This is a genomic window from Pedobacter sp. MC2016-24 (assembly GCF_015223055.1).
Classification (GTDB): domain Bacteria; phylum Bacteroidota; class Bacteroidia; order Sphingobacteriales; family Sphingobacteriaceae; genus Pedobacter.
The window spans coordinates 220,874-236,918 of sequence record NZ_JADFBX010000003.1; the positions used below are offsets into that span (position 1 = coordinate 220,874).

A 16,045-nucleotide genomic window follows, 5' to 3' on the forward strand; every position below is an offset into this window, starting at 1 on the left:
CTTGAGCCACCAGGATATCTTTGCTTTATAAGGCATTGATATCCTGGTGGAAAGCGTTATTTCTTACCTTTTAATTCTTTAAACAGCAGATCTTTCTTGCTTCTAAGTAAGGTAGATTTACTCACACCTAAAAAGGAAGCAATATCCTTATCCACAAGAAGCATCCGTAACTCTGGAAACCAGCTGCAAAACCACTCATACCTGCAACCTTCAGGTAGTAGTAATATCCATAGTTGCCGCTTACGTTTGCGAAAAATGTTATTTACAATGATATCTGTTAACACTGCTGCTTCTGGATATTGCTGATAAATCTCATTCATTTGTGTTTTGGTAATGGTGTAAACCACCGTGTCCATCACCGCTTCCATATACATATCCTGGTTTTGGATTTCCAGAATGAATTCTTCCGGTAAGAGGGCAATCTCATCTTCGCCAAAAAAACCGAATATCATTTCCTCATTATCTTCATTTCTCCAATATATCTTGCACATACCTGTGTAGATGTAATGTGCCTCATCGGTTTTGCCGAAAGGTCTAAACAGCATTTCATGTTTCTTGAGGATCTGCTTTCGGAGTGTGCTTTTGTCTTGTAAGTGCAGCCCCAGTGCATTGCTAACCTGGTGATGCCTGGTCAGCATGTTCGTTAATTTTTTCTCTGGCATTGTGTTAATTTAAATAGGTGATTATAGATAAACTGCTTATCTACTTTGATTTGGGATGTACTGGCTGTCAAAATGTTACAAGTCAGTTTATTTTGAGAAAAAATTGAGTGAGCATATTCTGGGCTCCTTCCGACCTCCTTCTGAGCTTCTTCGGAGAAAAGTGCTTTTTAAGGGCCATAACAGAGGAATGTCCGAAGAATCTCCGAACATGGTAGACCATAAATAAGATTTGTAGTGTGTCGCCGGCTAATCTGCTTAAATAATATCGTTTTTAGCAGCGAAATAAACCAAGGCTATGGCGTTGCTGAGACCTGTCTTTTGCTGCATGTTTTTTCTATGCGCAATGACAGTGTGCTCGCTTATAAAAAGTTTTTCAGCAATCATTTTACTCGTGCAACCTTCGGCCATCAATTGTAAGATTTCGACTTCTCTTTTTGAAAATAGTTTCTGTTCCTCTTTTATCTGATCGGTGTTCTCGATGTTCATCATGTAAGTAAATAGAATCGGCTAATTGTAGGTTTGAGCTTCAAAGGTGGCCGAATCTATTTATAAAAGGGTATTTCATGGGTGGACAAATGGTGGACAAATACGTTTTTTAGCTCGGAAGGCAATAAAAATCATAGTAAATCAATGATAAGTTAATTTACATGCTGTATATGAAATCATTTTTTTGCTTTTTTGGTTGAAGATGTAACTAATTTATGCTCGTTTAACAATTTTGAAGCTTTTTAATGGAGAAACCTGACAAAAACCTTAAATTTTTCTTAAAAAATAATAGAATGTTAATGTAACAAAATTATGATTATTCAGTTTTTTTTATAGTTTTGTTATCAATTAGTGTTTTCTCATCTACGCTACGAAAACAGGGATTAATTACTTACGTATATTATTTAAAGGAAATGTTTTCATTTTTCAAGAAAAAAACACATGTAGATCATGTGGAATGGTTAGGCGTAGATATGCACTCTCACTTGTTACCCGGTATAGATGATGGTGCTGTTGATGTAGGTACGTCAGTTTCACTCATTAAAGGGTTATCTGAATTGGGGTTTCATAAATTTATATGTACGCCGCATATATTTACTGAATTGTATCCCAATACTCCTGAAAGTATCGATGGAGCTCTTTCTCTCACGACTGCTGCGTTAAAAAAAGAGGGGGTGGATATTCAAATTGCCGCTGCAGCCGAGTATATGATAGACGAGACTTTTAAGATCGATGAAGCATTAATGTGTATGCCGAATAAGCATATTTTAATTGAAATGTCTTATCTGTCAGAAAGCCCTCAGATTGAACAAGTGATCTTTGATTTGCAAATTGAAGGTTTTACCGTAATCCTTGCTCATCCTGAACGGTATAATTTTTATCATAAAAATGAAAAGCGTTACCACAGGTTTAAGGATATGAAGGTGCTTTTTCAGTTAAATTTATTAGCTGTAACAGGATACTATGGTAAAGAAGTAAAGATGGCAGCCGAATATTTGCTAAAGAAGGGTTTTTATGATTTGTCTGCTACGGATTTACATCATGATAAGCATCTAGAGGTACTGACTGATTATACGCGTTCAGGTTTATTGCATAAAAGCATAGGAGGATATGAATTCAAAAATCTGGAATTGTTTAAGTAGAAATACCTAATTAGAGGTATAGGCATTGTGTTACAACTAAACTATTTTTGTCCAAAATTTATATATTTACACTTATTCAAAAAAACACACTACTCATAAGTTCAAATAGGTTAAATTTATTATGAATGTCCTATATTTGAAATCTCTTTACATAGGTTTTGCATTTGATGCTAAGAGTTAGTTAATCTCTGTCCTATAAGGAGAGTATTATGATAAAATAGAAATATAAAAATAAATAATGACTGATACATCAAGACGTAGGAGAAGAACGAAGAAGCGCAGCGTTGGTGGTTATGCACAAAAATATCGTTCACTCATTCTTGGAGCATTTCTTATTCTTGTAGGATTGGGGAGTGTAATGTACAGTTTTGATTATAAACCTGAGGTGGGGGCATTTTTCGATTTGTCTAAATGGAGGGATTTATTAACCATGTGGCCATTTTTAGTGGTACTGATAGGGTTTGCCTTTATTCTCTTTGACTATTTCAAAAATTCATCTAAACAAAAATATAAATAGTTTTTTTATGCCAAAGCCTTTGTCCCTATTTTACCTTTTATCATTTTCTTTATTAGTCGCAATCTTAACTTCGTGTGGGAGCATTAAAAATTATAAGTACTTTCAAGACATACCTGATTCTGTATCGACGACCTTGAATACTGCTAGTTATATTGAGCCGAAGATTCAATCAGACGATATATTATATATAGCAATACAAACGGTGGATCCGTCTGCAGGTAATACGATTAACACCTTAAATGCCCAAGGAACTACTTCTTCTCCTTTAAGTAGCAGTAGTAATCCCAGTACAGGAGGTATTATTACCAACCAGGGTGTCACTTATGGTTATTTAGTCGATAGAAGAGGATATGTTACTATTCCCGTTTTAGGGGATGTTATGGTAGGTAACTTAACTACCCAGCAAGCCAGAGTTCTAATTTCTCAAAATGCAAATAGATATTACAAAGATCCTTCAGTAATAGTTCGGTTTGCAAATTTTAAAGTCACTGTTCTAGGCGAAGTTCAAAGACCTGGATCATATACCGTCTTGAATGAGAAAGTAAGTATTCTCGATGCAATTGGTTATGCAGGCGATCTTACAATTTACGGGAAACGCGATAATATATTACTTCTACGGCAGCGAGAAGATGGTAAAACGATTGCAGTTCGTTTTAATTTGAATAAAGCTAGCGCTATGCAATCTCCATATTTTTATTTACAACAAAATGATCAAATATATGTGGAGCCAAATAAGGCTAAAATTAGTAATAGTGACGGTACTCAAATACGAAATATATCTATCGCCTCTGCCTTATTAAGTTTTATTGTAGTCCTTGTAAGCCGCTTTTAAATATGTCTACGAATTACACAACGAAGCAAATTGATCCTTTTTTAGATGAAGAAGAAAAAGATAATGGTCAAACCTTGAAATCTTACATCGATAAAATATTAGCCAATTGGTTTTTATTTTTGATTGGTGTTACTTTATGTACCTTCCTTGCTGTTATATATGCAAAATTTGCTGATACAGCGTACCACATTGACGGAAAAATTTTGGTAAAGGATGAAAAAAGTGGTCCTTCAGGAAGTAAAGGGCTGATTGCTGATATGGATCTTGGATCTCTACTTGGAGGATCGAGTTCAGCCGAAAACGAAATTGAGATTCTGAAATCTAGGACTCTAATGACAAAGGTTGTTAGAAAACTGAATTTAAACATTATTCATGGTATGAAAGGTAAGTTGCGTTCAACGGAAGTTGAAGATGCATTAGTTCCTTATACCGTTCAAATTGTTTCTCAAACAGATACAATTCAACCTAAAAGTTACCAAATTGACAACATAACAAGTCGTTCTCTTCATTTAAAGAGTAGTGATCAAGGAATTGATATGGTAATTCCATATGGAAAACTAGTCAAATTGCCTCAATATACATTATTGTTTACTTTTAAGCCTGGATATAAAATGATCGAAGGTGATTTTGTGTATAGCTTAAATATTCAGTCTATTGATTCCAGAGCCGAATCTCTAATAAAAAGTTTTAACGCTGTGATAACGAGTAAACAGAGCACTGTTATTTCAGTTTCTTTTGATTATTCGGTACCGAGTAAAGGTGAGCAAATTTTACAAACTTTGATGGATCTATATCTAAGGGATAATCTCGAAGATAAAAAACGCATTGCAGATAGTACTTTGCATTTTATTGATGGTCAGCTTGCCGGTGTTACAGCCGATCTTAAAGGCATTGAAACTCAAATAGAGACATTTAAGGAATCAAACCAGTTGGCTGATATAACAGCCCAGTCTCAGGCACTTGTGACTAATGCATCAGATTATTATAAGAAATTAAATGAGGCAGAACTTCAATTAAATGTGCTTCAAAGTATTTCAGCCTATGTAAACAATCCTGCTAATAAGCGGATTATCCCAAGTTCTTTAAACGTCCAAGACCCAGTGTTTACAACTTATGTCGGACTTTACAACGAATTGTTGATACAAAGGGATAAGGCGATGTTGGCTTATACGGAAGAAAACCCAATTGTTCGTAATCTTGATGAGCAAATTGAAACTGTTAGGAAAAATTTGGTAAAAAGCTTTAATTCATACAGGAATAACTTAATACAGGCAAAAACTCAACTTGTAAAAAATAATAATAGTATAACGTCGGAGATAAAAAAGGTGCCGAAGCAAGAGAGAGAGTTTTTAGACTATACTAGGCAACAAAACTTAAGACAACAATTGTATATCTTCTTACTCGAGAAACGTGAGGAAACTGCTATTAGTCGAACATCAACATTCAGCAGTTCTCAAATAATTGATTCTGCTAAAAGTGCACATGCTCCGTTTTCGCCAAAAAAAGGAATGGTATATCTGGTAGGTATGTTGATCGGCCTAGTTTTGCCTTTGGGATATTTAAGCCTTAAGGAGATGTTGAATACTAGAATTCAGACAAAGCAAGATTTAACGTCCGGGACTTCAATTCCAGTGGTTGGTGAAATTAGTCATAATGCGGATAATAGTAGTTTAGTAATCGATAGTAAGTCCCGATCGATTATTTCCGAACAATTTAGAGGCTTAAGAACTAACCTGCAGTTCTTACTTAAAGCCGATCAACCAAATGTTATAATGATTACAAGTAGTATGAGTGGCGAGGGTAAGTCTTTCATTTCATTGAATCTTGCAAATGCATTGGCGATCGGGAACAAAACTGTTGTACTTATGGAGTTGGACTTGCGTAAACCAAAACTTACTACAAATATTGGAATGGTTAACAAAAGCGGATTTTCTAATTATGTTGCAACTGGGAAACTTAGTATAGAGGATATAATTACACCCACGACGATACATAAAAATGTTTCATTGATATCATCAGGTCCAATTCCCCCAAATCCAGCTGAGTTACTTCTAAATGAAAAGTTAAAAACTTTAATAGACTTTCTGAAAGAAAAATTTGATTATGTAATAATCGATAGTGCACCAGTTGGCTTAGTTTCCGATGCCTTACTAATTGAAAACTTTGTTGATTTAACATTATATATTACTAGGCAGGCATTTACTTTTAAATCTCAACTGTCGATTGTGAATGACTTACATGCTACAGAAAAGCTACGAAAGGTTGCAATTGTTGTAAATGATATAAGCAGTAACTCTGGAAGTTATTATGGATATGGCTATGGTGGCTATGGTTATGGCTATGGTTATGGAAGTTATGGACTAGATGAGCCGGAAAAAAAATGGTGGAATTTTAAGAAGTCATAGCAGGCGAATTTTCTTTAAATGTTTAATGTGCTATTAGTCAATAAAAATATATGAATTCTGCCACCAGAGTTGTGAAAAATACGGGCATATTATATGCCCGTATGGCAATTACAATTTTTATTTCTTTATATACAACTAGGTTAATCTTAAATGGCCTAGGTGTTAATGACTTTGGAATATTTAATTTGGTAGCCGGCGCAATATCTATGCTTACGTTTTTGAACACAGCAATGGCTTCAGCTACGCAGAGATTTATGTCTTATGCTGAAGGTGCTGGGGATTTCCTCAAAACGAAAAGTATATTTAATGTAAGCATTATTCTTCATATTATAATCGGTTTTTTTGTTCTATTGGTGCTTGAAATTGCAGGATATTTTCTTTTTAATGGTGTTTTAAATATTCCGGAAGCTAGAATGGGTGTGGCTAAACTCATTTTTCAGTTTATGATTGTTAGTACACTATTTTCAATCGTTTCTGTTCCATATGATGCTGTAATAAATGCTCATGAAAATATGTTGTTATTTGCTCTGTTAGGAATATTAGAGGCAGTCTGTAAACTTTTTATTGCTATTTATATATGCTATACCGAATTCGATAGATTGGTTTCTTATGGCCTGTTAATTGCCGTATTATCTGTTGTTCTTTTACTTATTAGGCGAATTTATTGCAAAAATAAATACCCTGAATGTGAGCTTAATTTAAAAAAATATTTTGATCGTGCAGTGTTTAAGGAAATGACTGGATTTGCGGGATGGTCTTTTTTAGGTTCTTCAAGCAGTATGATTTCTAATTATGGCCAAGGAATAGTTTTAAATATTTTTTTTGGGCCAATAGTTAATGCCGCTCAAGGAGTAGCGGGTCAAGTCAGCGGTCAACTAAGTGTTTTTGCGGGTACGATGCTAAAAGCATTAAATCCATTAATAGATAAAAGCGAGGGGGCTGGTAACAGAAAGTTGATGCTGAAAGTATCTATTATGGGTGGGAAGGTTTCCTTCTTTCTATTAATGTTATTTTTTGTCCCGGTTTTAATTGAAATGCCTTATATATTTAAATTTTGGTTAAAGAATGTACCTCAATATGTCGTAATTTTTTGTAGGCTATTACTTATTCGTAATTTAATAGAACAACTTTTTGTAACATTAGCTTCATCGATTTCAGCGGAAGGGAATATAAGGAGATATCAGATTTTTGCCTCCATCTTGTGTTTTTTTCCACTCGTAATTTCATATGGGCTTTTTAAGTTTGGATTTCCTCCCTATGCCTTGTACATTGTTTTTATTGTGTATTCAATAATGGCGTCTGCCTTGATTTTATATTTTTCAAATAAGAATCTCGGACTATCGATATCTCATTTTGTTGGAAATGTTCTATTACGATGTATATCGTCATTCTTTATGGTGTTAGCAATTGCCTCAGTACCTTTGTTTTTCATGCAAGACGGTATTTTGAGACTGTTAATTGTTTTAATTTTAAGTAGTGTTTCTTTTATTGTATGTGTATGGTTCATCGGGTTTTCTAATTTGGAGCGGGAAAATCTTAGAGCAATTATCAAAGGGATTTTTCAAAAGTTAATCAATAAGTCTAAATTTTTAAAAAAAGATTGATATAATTGCTATGAAAGATAATAAGCCTTTTTTCTCGATAGTAATTCCACTTTACAACAAAGCTCATACTATCGAAAACACTTTAAATACGGTCCTTGCGCAAAAATTCACCGACTTTGAAGTTGTTTTGGTTGATGATGGTTCAACAGATGATGGTGTAGATTTAATTTATTCAGTTTTTCGTGATCAGCGTATAAAGGTTATAAGTCAGGAAAATCAAGGTGTTAGTGCTGCGAGAAATTTTGGTGTTAAGCGTTCTATAAGCCGTTATATTGCTTTTCTAGATGCTGATGATGAATGGATGCCCAATTATCTGACTGAAATGTATTCGGCAATCGAATCTTTTCCGAACGGCGGTATGTTCTGTTCCGCGGGAATAGTGAAAAATGGAGATGGAACAGAGAGTTTACGGATTGCTTCGAATCTTCAAGGTAGTATTGGACCGATTGACTTTTTTCAAAATCCTCATGTTTTCCTTCATACAAGTGCTACAGTCGTTCTCAAATCTGAATTTTGGAAAACCGGAGGCTTTCCTGTTGGTATGAAACGAAATGAAGATTTTGCTTTGTTTTTTTCGCTAGCCTTGATTACGACTGTAATATATTGCGGTTTACCTTTGAGTATCTATGTTGGAGGTGTTTTGGGTCAGGCAACTAGCATTTCTATTAACTCTAATTTGAATCATGTTGTTGATCGTTATAATTTCGTAACGGAGAATTGGTTAAAACTAGATTGCCGTAATCCTACTTATAAAATTTTTCTTAAATATGAATTAAGGCATGAAATCATTACCTACTTAAGAGATAATAATTATAGTTCTATTGAGCTTATAATGAATGGGTTGGATTCTCGTATTAAAGGTCTATTTTCAAATTTTGAGTTGCAACTTTACAGGGACGCTCGGTTTAAGTCAATTGCTACATTTTTTATTCTTTTAACTAAGGTTAGATGGAGAATAAGAGGCTTTCCTGTTGTTGGTAACAAGTAGCTAGATTTTAAATTTAATAAGACATATCGGTAATTATAGCATGAGATATTTTGAGGTTTTAAAAAAAATTAGAGCTCGTATTAGGAAAACCCTTGTTGATAGGACAAAGTCTAAATCTTTTTACCCCAAGTTTTATTGGGCGTATTGGCATTATTTTATTTTTGGGGGTAATTCAAAATCATCATTTGAAATTAATTTCTTAGCTGGTGTGCCAAATCGAAGTGCTGGCATAGGGCATCAACTAGCTAATTGGATTGCTGGGTATTGGTTTGCGAAGTTATTTAATCTAAATTTTGCTCATGTCCCGTTTCAATCAAAAAAATGGGAATATTTTTTGGGACTAGGTCAGGATGAGGTTCTTGTTGATGACTTAATTAATAATAGAGATTTTCAAACTGTTAGATTGCCTATGTTCGACGAAAATAATTTTCATAGTTTAGAATTGATTAGAAAGATTATTCAATCTTATAGTTCTAGAAAGGTTGTTTTTATATTAGAACAAGATCAATTTTATAAAGATCAATATGGAAATATCGGAGAACTGAAACGCAAATTCTTTAATGCAAAATGCAGGACAAACGAAAACTTAAAGTATTCTAATAATTTTTTTAATATTGCTATTCACGTTCGTCGTGGAGATATTGTTATTGGCCAGCAAAATCAAAGTCATAATTTGTTGATGAGGTGGCAGGATAATAGTTACTTTGAAAAGGTTCTCAATAAAGTTGTAGAAAATCTGCGAGTTGAGAAGCCAATCGCTATTTACCTATTTTCTCAAGGGGAAATCCATGACTTTCCTGAGTTTAGCAAATTTAATAATATCCATTTTTGTTTAGATATGGATGTTCAAGAATCTTTCTTGCATATGGTTTATGCGGATCTCTTGATTACTAGTAAAAGTTCTTTCTCTTACAAACCCGCACTGCTAAATAACGGAATTAAAATCTGCCCGGAAAGATTTTGGCATAACTACCCAAAAACAGACGATTGGATTCTTGTAGACGATAACGCTAATTTTGATACCAATAAACTCTTAAACTATGAATAAGTATATATTAAAGGCTCTGCGTAAAATTCATTCGCTTTATAGCAATAAAGTAGTTTTATCTGGAAGGAACTGGAATATGTTTTCGAATAAGGAGTATTCAAATGATTTGATTTTTAAAATATTAATGAGTGACCAGCCCTGTATGATTGCAAGATTTGGATCGACGGAAATGCTCAGTTTAGTCAATTATATGGGGATCAAACAAAATAATAGAAATTGGAAAGATTTTATTACAGGTAAATCTTTAATGTGGTGGTGGAGTCCAGAGACGATTAGGCAATTACAAAAATGGAGTGGTTTTTTTCCGGCTGAAAGTTCAAAAGTTGAAGACTTTTGTAGACTAATGATAAATGATATTTCTCAGGTAGATGTTTTGGGCTCTTGGTTAAACCAAGAGGCTTATTTCGAATCACATCTTATAAATGCAAAAAAAATAGTTTTGGAAGATTTAGAGCCTTTCTTTACCTCCAATCCATGGACGAGAGCGCTTGAAGGGAAAAAGGTACTTGTTGTTCATCCTTTTGCAGAGACAATAGAAATGCAATATAAAAAGAGAAAGTTTTTATTTGAAAACGACTTATTGCCTGATTTCCAGTTAACAACCATAAAAGCAGTTCAAAGCGTTGCTGGGGAGGACACTGGTTTTGTTGACTGGTTTGAGGCTCTTGATTCAATGAAAGTCCAAATTGATAATGCAGATTTTGATATTTGTATCATTGGTTGTGGTGCATATGGTTTTCCTCTTGCTGCTCATGTCAAGCGGATTGGGAAGAAGGCTATACACATGGCTGGTGCAACACAGTTGTTATTTGGGATTAAAGGTAAAAGATGGGAACGATTTATTGTATGGCCATACGCTAATTTATTTAACGAGTATTGGGTTCGGCCAGGTGAAAATGAAAGACCTAAAAATGCATCAGCAGTGGAAGATGCCTGTTATTGGTAAAAAGCTTAAGAAAGATGAATATTTTAACTAGAATATTATTGCTAATTCCAGGCTTTTTTTTAAAGTTGATACAGTTGGGGAAGGTTGGTGCTAGAGATATACATAACACGATTAGATTTAGAGATGTAATAGTAGGAGCTAATACTAGTATTAATCCGAATTGTAAAATTTCCGAGAACGTTCACATCTATCATAATTGTATAATAAATAATGTGAATATTGATTCCTTCACCTACATCGGTTACAACTGTACTATTCAAAACAGTTCGATTGGAAGATTTTGCTCAATTGCTAATGATGTATTTATTGGATTAGGTACCCATCCGACTGATCTAATATCTACATCACCAATTTTTTACCGCAGAAAAACGCCTTTTAATATCCATATTCTAGAAAGAGACGTTGGATTTAATGAATATTCTAATATTGCTATAGGCCATGATGTTTGGATTGGAGCAAGAGCGACAGTTCTGGACGGTGTTAAAATTGGCCAAGGTGCTATAATTGCTGCGAATTCCGTGGTTACCAAAGATGTGCCGCCCTATTCAATTGTTGCTGGTGTGCCTGCAAAAATATTGAAGTATCGATTCGAACAAAATGTAATAGACAAGCTTATTGAATCTAATTGGTGGCTACAGAGTTTAGATGAAATTAAAGACTTTAACGAGAAGTTTAAAACTTAATGGTAGATATGTTTAACATACAGATTATAAACTAAATGGGTTATAAAAAAATTCTGATCTTTATCCTAATATGTTTTATCATTTCTGATACGCTTTTCTACATTGCGTTGAGCGGATTTGGCGATGCTTATTTTACCCCAATTCTATTATTTACAAAATATATTTCTCTTTTTCTTTTAATTAATGTTGCAAGAAGGACTAAATGGGCGCTAGGATTGCCAAATTCTATATATCTATCCTTTAAACTATTCTTAGGATGGAATATCGTCACGATAATACACGGAGCTTTTAAATCATCTGGCTATTGGGATTGGAAGTTTTTACTATTGAGTTCATCACTATTTATGTTAATTCCCCTGGCTTTCTTAGTAGGAAAAAATCTTGGTTACATTAGAGTTGTATTTTACTATACACTAAGATATTTATTTCTCTACGGATTTCTTTTACTACCACTCACATTTGCGACGAATGAAGAACTATATTCAAGAATAATGATTCCAGTTACATTTTTTATCATATTTGTTCCCTATCTAACTAAGAAACAACAAATACTTGTATTGGGTGTGGCAGCATTATCATTTCTAATGATATTGGATTTTAGGACTAACATTCTTAAGATATCTTTAGCAATATTACTTTTTGGAACTTTTTATCTTAGGAGAATAATTAGTGTATTTTGGTTTAAATTTTTACAAATTGTAATTTTCGCGTTGCCTATCATATTATTGACTTTAGCTATTACTAGTCAGTATAATTTGTTTGAAGATTTAGCTAAAAATGAAGGATACTCTGTGAAAACAAAAACATTTGAAGAATCAAATTTAGCAGCTGATACTCGAACATTTCTATATGTCGAAGTTTTCAATGCGGTTAAGGAAAACAGCGATTGGCTCATTGGCAAAGGTGCAACAGGAAAATATCGTTCGGATTATTTTACAGAAGGCATAACAGGGAACATGAGAGCAGGTTCTGAAGTTGGATTTCTAAATACATTATTATATTCTGGAGTTGTAGGTGTTATACTATATGGAATAATGTTGTTTTTAAGTTCGTACTATGCAATCTATAAATCTAATAATTGGTTAAGTAAAATGTTGGGTATTTTGATAGCGACACGTTGGTTATTGTTTTTTTTGGAGGAATTTACCCAGTTTGACTTAAATTTCTTTTTTTTATGGATTATAATTGGATTGGTTTGTACTTCGAAGTTTAGGTCAATGAATGACAGAGAAATAAAATCATTTTTAACTTTCAAGAGAAATAACTAAAAATCTGGTTTTATATTTGAAGTACAGATAGTAGTTTCATTAGTGATTTATCTAATATAAGATATATGAGAAATTTTTTAACTCTATTTTATAAAGCAGTCCGTTTGGTTTATAATATTTTTAGATTCAAGGCGAATTATTGTTTTACTTGGTTCTTATTTTTATTTAATGGGGTGAAGTTTCAAAATTTTGAGACAAAAGGCATACCGTATGTTATGATTGCTAGAGGTGGCAAATGTTCTATTGGCAGCGACCTGAAAATGAACAACTATTTATTGGGAAATCCTATTGGAAGGCCTCAGGCTTGTGTTTTTTTCGTAGATAATCATGCCGTTTTGGAAATCGGAACTAATTTGGGAATCAGTTCAGCAGCTATTATCGCACATTTACACATTTCTATCGGTGATAATGTGAAACTTGGGGGCGGTGTTTGTATCTATGATACTGATTTTCACTCATTAGATAAAGCAAATAGGATTGATCCTTTATTGGATAAAAAGTTTACAAAGAGACTTCCTGTCGTGATAAATAATAACGCATTTATCGGCGCACATTCAACAATTTTGAAAGGAGTTACTATCGGAGAAAATAGTATTATTGGCGCGTGCTCTGTAGTTACAAAAAGCGTCCCACCAAATGAAGTTTGGGGTGGAAATCCAGCGAAATTTATAAAAAAATTATCTTAGTAATGAAAACATGCTTTCCAAATAATGCTATTAATCATTCAATAGCTCTTTATGATAAATTGACGGATCGTAACGTTGTATTTCATTTTAAGAGAAATAATGGTGTGAAGTTGTTTAAAATTTATAAATCATTATTCTAATGAAGATGAAAAATGTTGCAATTATTCTGACTTGCCACAATCGTAAAAATAAGACATTAGAATGCTTGTCTCATTTATTTAATTCGAAGATTCCTTCCACTTTGGCGATCCAGGTTTTTTTGGTCGATGATGGTAGCACTGATGGTACGGGTAAGGCCGTTAAAGAATATCACCCTGAGGTACAAGTTGTTCAAGGTGACGGGAATTTGTATTGGAACAGGGGAATGTATTTGGCATGGTCAGAAGCATTAAAAAAGGGCAAATTTGATTTTTTTATTTGGTTAAATGATGATACCTATTTGTTTGAGAATTCTATTGAAATACTCTACGATACCTATCGATCCCATAATCCGCTTACGATTGTTTGTGGCAGTATTTGCTCAGAAAATGGAATGGTGTCTACATATGGAGGATTCAGAAATGGAAAATTATTGTCGCCAAATGGAGAGACACAGGATTGCGATTATTTTAATGGAAATTGTGTTTTAATTCCATTTGAAGTTTATAACAAGATAGGGTCACTTGATCAGATTTTTCATCATGCGTTGGGCGATTTTGATTATGGGCTTAGAGCAGTTCAAAGTGGCACTAGATTAGTAATTACGCCTCACTTTATTGGGATGTGTGAAAAACATGATAGCTTTCCAAAATGGTGTTCTCCAAACGAAAAAATGCTCAAAAGATTTAAACTTCTTCATCAATCTTCTTGCGATACAAATCCTTTTCAATTCTTCATATTTGATCAAAGGCATAATGGAACAATTTCCGCAATATTTCATTTTTTTACTATACATTTACGAGCATTCATCCCTTCCATATATAATAAACGAAAATCAATCTAGCGATGGTTAGGAAAAAAATTTTAATATTTCATCAATCATTAGCCCCTTATCGGGTTGATTTTTGGAATAGTTTAAATGATGCTTTTGATTTGGAAGTATTCTTTATCTATGAGAATCACCTTGATCAGAAATTTGATCAAGGTAGGTTGAAAAAGCTTTTAAATTTTACTCCAAAATATCTTAATATAGGAGTCGACGTTGGCTCAAGAGCATTAAGGTGGGGTTTTGTTTCTATTATAAGGCGAGTAAAACCCGAGATAGTATTTTCTTATGAATATAGTCAAACAACCACTTCGCTTTATCTAATTAAGAAAATATATGGGATGGACTTTCAATTATTTTCCATATGCGACGATAGCTTGGAAATTGCAAAGACTTGCGTTGGAATGAGAAGATTATTTAGGGATTTTTTGGTAAATAAATTAGATGGACTAATTCTTGTTAATCAAGATGTCGCAGATTGGTATATTCAGAAATTTGGCGCTGGTAAAAAGAGAATTGTCTTTCCAATAATAACAAAAGAGAAAACATTTAGAGATAATCTGATAGACTCGCTTTCAAAGACCAATAAATTAATTGAAGAATTTAATTTAATTGGAAAAAAATGCGTGTTTTATGTAGGACGGTTAGTAAAGGTCAAAGGTTTAGATCGATTAATAGATGTTTTTTATAATATTGCGCATAAAAAAGAAGATGTCAGATTAGTCATGATTGGTGATGGAGACCAAAAAGAACAGCTTAAGTTATTATCAAATCACTATGGGATGGATAAGAAAATATTTTTTCCTGGCAGGATGGAAGGTCAGGAATTGCTTTCGTGGTATAATTTAGCGCAGATATTTGTATTACCAAGTCATTACGAGCCTTTCGGAGCGGTAATAAATGAAGCACTCCTAGCTGGATCGATAGTTCTTTGTTCAAAACTTGCGGGTGCATCTTCATTAATAAAAACAGGCGAAAATGGTTATAACTTCGATCCCTATGATAAGGCGCTTCTGGAAAACCTTCTGAATCAGGAAATTGATAAAATTTCTTCAATAACTGGTTTTTTAAAAGATATTAAGCCGTCTAATATGTTGGTGTCATTTGAAGATTATTTTGACAATTTATATAAAGAACTAAACCGTTAAAAATGTTAAACAGAATAATTGTCTATGTTAAAATAATCAGAAATTTATATTTATCCCGTGTAAAATGGAGGAATTACCAGATCGGAGATGAATTTCATGCTGGTGCAAGAGTTAGGATTTGGGCAAAACATAAAATTGTAATTGGAAATAAATTCTACATAGGACGAGATTCATTGATTGAAACGGATTGTGTCATTGGTGATTATGTTATTTTAGGTAATAAAGTTGGAATTGTTGGTAAGTATGATCACCACTTTCAACAAATTGGAATTCCAATTCGCGTTGCAATGTCGATTCGCGATGAGAATTATAATTGGAAAGGATTAGATCTAGTCACTACAATAAGGGATGATGTGTGGATTGGATATGGATCTACGGTCATGCAAGGAGTAACAATAGGTGAGGGAGCGATTATCGCCGCAGGCTCTGTGGTGACTAAAGATGTCGACAGTTACTCTATTTATGGAGGGAATCCTGCAAAGAAAATTAGAGATAGATTTGAATCAAAAGAAGACTTAGAAGCTCATAAGTCAAAGCTTATTTTTTTCAAGTAAATTAATTTATTTATTAGTAAACAATAACCCGCCCTTCTTTTTTAATCATTTTTACAAAAAGGCAACTATATTTTTATATATTTGTGTATAACAACTTTTTGTTGCGGATTCT

At 33.5% G+C, this 16,045-nt stretch carries 16 protein-coding genes; 14 read left to right on the plus strand and 2 right to left on the minus strand.

Annotated elements, in window-relative coordinates; translation table 11 throughout:
• Positions 1 to 56: 56 nt before the first annotated feature.
• The gene (locus IM797_RS09375) at positions 57 to 662 is read right to left on the minus strand and encodes a Crp/Fnr family transcriptional regulator (RefSeq protein WP_194126851.1); all 606 of its coding nucleotides are present in this window, start codon (positions 660 to 662) and stop codon (positions 57 to 59) included.
• Between the two features lie 255 nt (positions 663 to 917).
• Complete coding sequence (locus tag IM797_RS09380) at positions 918 to 1,151, minus strand: response regulator transcription factor (RefSeq protein WP_194126852.1); 234 nt, start codon at positions 1,149 to 1,151, stop codon at positions 918 to 920.
• A gap of 410 nt (positions 1,152 to 1,561) precedes the next feature.
• On the opposite strand from IM797_RS09380, the gene IM797_RS09385 reads away from it, so the two are divergent.
• The 14 genes from IM797_RS09385 (at position 1,562) to IM797_RS09450 (ending at position 15,933) form a co-directional block, all read left to right on the plus strand.
• Entirely contained in the window at positions 1,562 to 2,290 is a 729-nt protein-coding gene (locus tag IM797_RS09385; RefSeq protein ID WP_194126853.1) for a tyrosine-protein phosphatase, read from the plus strand.
• A 238-nt stretch (positions 2,291 to 2,528) separates the two neighbouring features.
• On the plus strand, positions 2,529 to 2,807 hold the full coding sequence (locus tag IM797_RS09390) for a hypothetical protein (protein WP_194126854.1): 279 nt from the start codon (positions 2,529 to 2,531) through the stop codon (positions 2,805 to 2,807).
• A gap of 7 nt (positions 2,808 to 2,814) precedes the next feature.
• Positions 2,815 to 3,639: a polysaccharide biosynthesis/export family protein gene (locus tag IM797_RS09395; RefSeq protein WP_194126855.1), complete on the plus strand. Its 825-nt coding sequence runs from the start codon at positions 2,815 to 2,817 to the stop codon at positions 3,637 to 3,639.
• Positions 3,640 to 3,641: 2 nt separating this feature from the next.
• Positions 3,642 to 6,044, plus strand: coding sequence for a polysaccharide biosynthesis tyrosine autokinase (locus tag IM797_RS09400; RefSeq protein WP_194126856.1), 2,403 nt, complete (start codon positions 3,642 to 3,644; stop codon positions 6,042 to 6,044).
• Positions 6,045 to 6,094: 50 nt separating this feature from the next.
• Entirely contained in the window at positions 6,095 to 7,648 is a 1,554-nt protein-coding gene (locus IM797_RS09405; protein WP_194126857.1) for a hypothetical protein, read from the plus strand.
• A 10-nt stretch (positions 7,649 to 7,658) separates the two neighbouring features.
• Positions 7,659 to 8,636: a glycosyltransferase family 2 protein gene (locus IM797_RS09410; protein ID WP_194126858.1), complete on the plus strand. Its 978-nt coding sequence runs from the start codon at positions 7,659 to 7,661 to the stop codon at positions 8,634 to 8,636.
• A 40-nt stretch (positions 8,637 to 8,676) separates the two neighbouring features.
• The gene (locus IM797_RS09415; protein WP_194126859.1) at positions 8,677 to 9,684 is read left to right on the plus strand and encodes a hypothetical protein; all 1,008 of its coding nucleotides are present in this window, start codon (positions 8,677 to 8,679) and stop codon (positions 9,682 to 9,684) included.
• Complete coding sequence (locus IM797_RS09420; protein WP_194126860.1) at positions 9,677 to 10,630, plus strand: hypothetical protein; 954 nt, start codon at positions 9,677 to 9,679, stop codon at positions 10,628 to 10,630. The genes IM797_RS09415 and IM797_RS09420 overlap by 8 nt, the downstream gene beginning before the upstream one ends.
• A 14-nt stretch (positions 10,631 to 10,644) precedes the next feature.
• Positions 10,645 to 11,313, plus strand: a complete 669-nt coding sequence (locus tag IM797_RS09425) for a CatB-related O-acetyltransferase (protein ID WP_194126861.1) — start codon at positions 10,645 to 10,647, stop codon at positions 11,311 to 11,313.
• A gap of 35 nt (positions 11,314 to 11,348) precedes the next feature.
• Positions 11,349 to 12,581, plus strand: a complete 1,233-nt coding sequence (locus IM797_RS09430; RefSeq protein ID WP_194126862.1) for a hypothetical protein — start codon at positions 11,349 to 11,351, stop codon at positions 12,579 to 12,581.
• Positions 12,582 to 12,646: 65 nt separating this feature from the next.
• Entirely contained in the window at positions 12,647 to 13,267 is a 621-nt protein-coding gene (locus IM797_RS28590) for an acyltransferase (RefSeq protein WP_304622288.1), read from the plus strand.
• Positions 13,268 to 13,406: 139 nt separating this feature from the next.
• On the plus strand, positions 13,407 to 14,249 hold the full coding sequence (locus IM797_RS09440; RefSeq protein WP_194126863.1) for a glycosyltransferase family 2 protein: 843 nt from the start codon (positions 13,407 to 13,409) through the stop codon (positions 14,247 to 14,249).
• 2 nt (positions 14,250 to 14,251) lie between these two features.
• Positions 14,252 to 15,379 (plus strand): glycosyltransferase, encoded by a 1,128-nt coding sequence (locus IM797_RS09445; protein WP_194126864.1) that lies wholly within the window; start codon positions 14,252 to 14,254, stop codon positions 15,377 to 15,379.
• 2 nt (positions 15,380 to 15,381) lie between these two features.
• The gene (locus IM797_RS09450) at positions 15,382 to 15,933 is read left to right on the plus strand and encodes a DapH/DapD/GlmU-related protein (protein ID WP_194126865.1); all 552 of its coding nucleotides are present in this window, start codon (positions 15,382 to 15,384) and stop codon (positions 15,931 to 15,933) included.
• Positions 15,934 to 16,045 lie beyond the last annotated feature (112 nt).

Bases quoted from the DNA above. Each gene is read 5' to 3' on its own strand.
- IM797_RS09375 (WP_194126851.1), bottom strand. From the start codon at position 662: ATGCCAGAGAAAAAATTAACGAACATGCTGACCAGGCATCACCAGGTT.
- IM797_RS09380 (WP_194126852.1), bottom strand. From the start codon at position 1,151: ATGATGAACATCGAGAACACCGATCAGATAAAAGAGGAACAGAAACTA.
- IM797_RS09385 (WP_194126853.1), top strand. From the start codon at position 1,562: ATGTTTTCATTTTTCAAGAAAAAAACACATGTAGATCATGTGGAATGG.
- IM797_RS09390 (WP_194126854.1), top strand. From the start codon at position 2,529: ATGACTGATACATCAAGACGTAGGAGAAGAACGAAGAAGCGCAGCGTT.
- IM797_RS09395 (WP_194126855.1), top strand. From the start codon at position 2,815: ATGCCAAAGCCTTTGTCCCTATTTTACCTTTTATCATTTTCTTTATTA.
- IM797_RS09400 (WP_194126856.1), top strand. From the start codon at position 3,642: ATGTCTACGAATTACACAACGAAGCAAATTGATCCTTTTTTAGATGAA.
- IM797_RS09405 (WP_194126857.1), top strand. From the start codon at position 6,095: ATGAATTCTGCCACCAGAGTTGTGAAAAATACGGGCATATTATATGCC.
- IM797_RS09410 (WP_194126858.1), top strand. From the start codon at position 7,659: ATGAAAGATAATAAGCCTTTTTTCTCGATAGTAATTCCACTTTACAAC.
- IM797_RS09415 (WP_194126859.1), top strand. From the start codon at position 8,677: ATGAGATATTTTGAGGTTTTAAAAAAAATTAGAGCTCGTATTAGGAAA.
- IM797_RS09420 (WP_194126860.1), top strand. From the start codon at position 9,677: ATGAATAAGTATATATTAAAGGCTCTGCGTAAAATTCATTCGCTTTAT.
- IM797_RS09425 (WP_194126861.1), top strand. From the start codon at position 10,645: ATGAATATTTTAACTAGAATATTATTGCTAATTCCAGGCTTTTTTTTA.
- IM797_RS09430 (WP_194126862.1), top strand. From the start codon at position 11,349: ATGGGTTATAAAAAAATTCTGATCTTTATCCTAATATGTTTTATCATT.
- IM797_RS28590 (WP_304622288.1), top strand. From the start codon at position 12,647: ATGAGAAATTTTTTAACTCTATTTTATAAAGCAGTCCGTTTGGTTTAT.
- IM797_RS09440 (WP_194126863.1), top strand. From the start codon at position 13,407: ATGAAGATGAAAAATGTTGCAATTATTCTGACTTGCCACAATCGTAAA.
- IM797_RS09445 (WP_194126864.1), top strand. From the start codon at position 14,252: ATGGTTAGGAAAAAAATTTTAATATTTCATCAATCATTAGCCCCTTAT.
- IM797_RS09450 (WP_194126865.1), top strand. From the start codon at position 15,382: ATGTTAAACAGAATAATTGTCTATGTTAAAATAATCAGAAATTTATAT.